Raw genomic sequence first — 2,014 nt, 5'->3', positions numbered from 1 at the left:
GCGGCGCGTGCTGCCGCGTTGGAGGCGGCCCCGGCCTGGCCCTGTGCCTGCTTCGTCTCGGCCGCGGCCCGTTCGGCAGCGGCCTTGGCGAGTGCGGTGGCGTCGAGGGCGCGTCCCGCGGCCTCCCTGGCGGTCCTGGACTGCTGGCCCGCCTGGGCGGAGGCGTTCCTGGTGAGGTCGGCGAGCTGGGCGACCGTCAGGGTCTCCTGGTCGTGGGCGGCGGCCGTCTGGTAGCCGTACTGGAGGAACCGCTGGACGTCCTCCGTCCCTCCATCCAGTGCCAGGCCGGCGGCCCGGCGCACCTCGGGGCCGCCGGTGGCCATCAGCTGCACGAGGCGAATGCGGTCGTCGTCGTCCTGCGCCTTGAACCGGCCTTCGGCGAGGACGGCGTTGACGTCGTCGGCCGTGCCGTCGAGCGCCTTGCCCGCGGCTTCCCGGACGGCGGGCCCGCCCTCCGCCATGACGTTCACCAGCTCCACCCGCTGGTCGTCGTCGAAGGCCCGCTGGGCGCCCGCGGTGAGGAACTTCTGCAGGTCGGCCGCGGAGCCCTTCAGCGCGGCCGTGCCCGCCTCGCGCACGCCCGGTCCGGCGGTCGCGACGAGCTCCTCGATCCTGGTCCGCAGGTCCTGCTCGGCCGCGGCGGCCCGACCGGTGGCCAGGAACACCCGCGGGTCGTCCGCGGAGCCGGTCAGCGCGCTCTCCGCCGCCTGCCGTTCGGCCGGACCGCCGGACTGCCGGGCGGCGACCGTCCGCACCCGGTCCGGGTCCGGCCCGGTCGCGGGCGTGGCGTGCGCCGTCGTGGCCGGGACCGTGAGCAGTCCGGTCAGCAGGCCGCCGACGACGAGGCAGACCGCCGCGCGTGACCTCCGGGGCCGGGGGATCGATGGCACCCTCATCGCATTCGCCGTCCTGTTCTGTGGTCGGGCAACCGGAGGCCCGCCCTGCCGCCGCCGGGGGCGGGGCGCGGCGGGTACGGGTAGGGGCAGGTGTGGTCCGGCGCCCGGTTCCCCCGGCCGGGGGAACCGGGCGCCGGACCACACCTGCCCCTACCCGTACCCGCCGCGCCCCGCCCCCGGCGGCGGCAGGGCGGGCCTCCGGTTGCCCGACCACAGAACAGGACGGCGAATGCGATGAGGGTGCCATCGATCCCCCGGCCCCGGAGGTCACGCGCGGCGGTCTGCCTCGTCGTCGGCGGCCTGCTGACCGGACTGCTCACGGTCCCGGCCACGACGGCGCACGCCACGCCCGCGACCGGGCCGGACCCGGACCGGGTGCGGACGGTCGCCGCCCGGCAGTCCGGCGGTCCGGCCGAACGGCAGGCGGCGGAGAGCGCGCTGACCGGCTCCGCGGACGACCCGCGGGTGTTCCTGGCCACCGGTCGGGCCGCCGCGGCCGAGCAGGACCTGCGGACCAGGATCGAGGAGCTCGTCGCGACCGCCGGACCGGGCGTGCGCGAGGCGGGCACGGCCGCGCTGAAGGGCTCCGCGGCCGACCTGCAGAAGTTCCTCACCGCGGGCGCCCAGCGGGCCTTCGACGACGACCAGCGGGTGGAGCTGGTGAACGTCATGGCGGAGGGCGGGCCCGCCGTCCGGGAAGCCGCGGGCAAGGCGCTCGACGGCACGGCCGACGACGTCAACGCCGTCCTCGCCGAAGGCCGGTTCAAGGCCTTCCTCGCCGAAGGCCGGTTCAAGGCGCAGGACGACGACGACCGCATTCGCCTCGTGCAGCTGATGGCCACCGGCGGCCCCGAGGTGCGCCGGGCCGCCGGCCTGGCACTGGATGGAGGGACGGAGGACGTCCAGCGGTTCCTCCAGTACGGCTACCAGACGGCCGCCGCCCACGACCAGGAGACCCTGACGGTCGCCCAGCTCGCCGACCTCACCAGGAACGCCTCCGCCCAGGCGGGCCAGCAGTCCAGGACCGCCAGGGAGGCCGCGGGACGCGCCCTCGACGCCACCGCACTCGCCAAGGCCGCTGCCGAACGGGCCGCGGCCGAGACGAAGCAGGCACAGGG

The 2,014-nt window shown here is 76.8% G+C and carries 2 protein-coding genes; one reads left to right on the top strand and one right to left on the bottom strand.

The annotated features are described in order from the left end of the window. Window positions 1–896: ALF repeat-containing protein (locus tag VR45_RS41285; protein WP_045945125.1), on the bottom strand; the 896-nt coding region annotated here is incomplete at its 3' end. A 234-nt stretch (window positions 897–1,130) separates the two neighbouring features. On the opposite strand from VR45_RS41285, the gene VR45_RS41280 reads away from it, so the two are divergent. Then, window positions 1,131–2,014: ALF repeat-containing protein (locus VR45_RS41280; protein ID WP_045945124.1), on the top strand; the 884-nt coding region annotated here is incomplete at its 3' end.

Source organism: Streptomyces sp. NRRL S-495 (genome assembly GCF_000966955.1).
In the GTDB taxonomy this organism is placed as follows: domain Bacteria; phylum Actinomycetota; class Actinomycetes; order Streptomycetales; family Streptomycetaceae; genus Kitasatospora; species Kitasatospora purpeofusca.
Note: the sequence above shows the minus strand (reverse complement) of the source record. Positions and strands in the feature narration are given on the sequence as shown.